Origin of the sequence: Stenotrophomonas sp. GD03877 (assembly GCF_029840555.1) — a bacterium.
Taxonomy (GTDB): Bacteria; Pseudomonadota; Gammaproteobacteria; order Xanthomonadales; family Xanthomonadaceae; genus Stenotrophomonas; species Stenotrophomonas geniculata.
This window is the reverse complement of record NZ_JAOCCT010000084.1, coordinates 1-758: the sequence shown is the minus strand read 5'-3', so window position 1 is coordinate 758 and position 758 is coordinate 1. Positions and strand designations below refer to the sequence as shown.

Sequence of the window (758 nt, the reverse complement as noted above, 5' to 3'; positions counted from 1 at the left end):
CTCAACCGCCTGATCGGCATCGCCTACCCGGACCCCAATCTGGACGTGGGCTACAGCTATGACGTGGCGCCGGCCGCCTGTGCCGCCGACGAGCGCTTTGCCAAGGGCCGCCTGGGGCAGGTGCTGCACGCCAATGGCAGCACCCAGTACTGCCATGACCGCTTCGGCCAGGTCACCCGCAAGGTGCAGACCGTCAATGGTGTGGCCAGCACCCTGCGCTATGCCTACAGCAAGACGGGTCGCTTGACCGCGTTGACCTACCCCGACGGCAGCGTGGCCGACTACGTGCGCGATACCCAGGGCCGCATCAGCCAGATCGGCCTGACCCGCCCCGGCCAGGCGCGCCAGATCGTGGTGAACAACGTGACCTATGCGGCCTTCGGCCCGGCGACCGGCTGGACCTATGGCAATGGCCGCCAGCTGCAGCGTCCGCTGGACCTGGACTATCGCCCGCAAGCGGTGCATGACCCGGCTGCAGGCGGCCTGTCGCTGGGCTATGGCTATGATCCGGTCGGCTCGATCACTGAGCTGAAGAATGGCGCAGGCTCGACGGTGCTGGCCAAGTACGCCTACGACACGCTGGGCCGACTGACCCAGACCCAGGACGGCGCGACCGGCACGCCGATTGAAACCTATGCCTATGACGCCACCGGCAATCGCACTGCGCTGACCACCTCAGCAGGCACCGCCAGCTACACCTATCCCGCAACCAGCCACCGGCTGACCGCCGTGGATGGCGAGGCGCGCAACCATGACGC

At 67.4% G+C, this 758-nt stretch carries 1 pseudogene; it reads left to right on the top strand.

What is annotated here, in order from left to right:
- A pseudogene (locus tag N5D20_RS24685) lies at positions 1-758 on the top strand (RHS repeat protein); the annotation flags it as partial.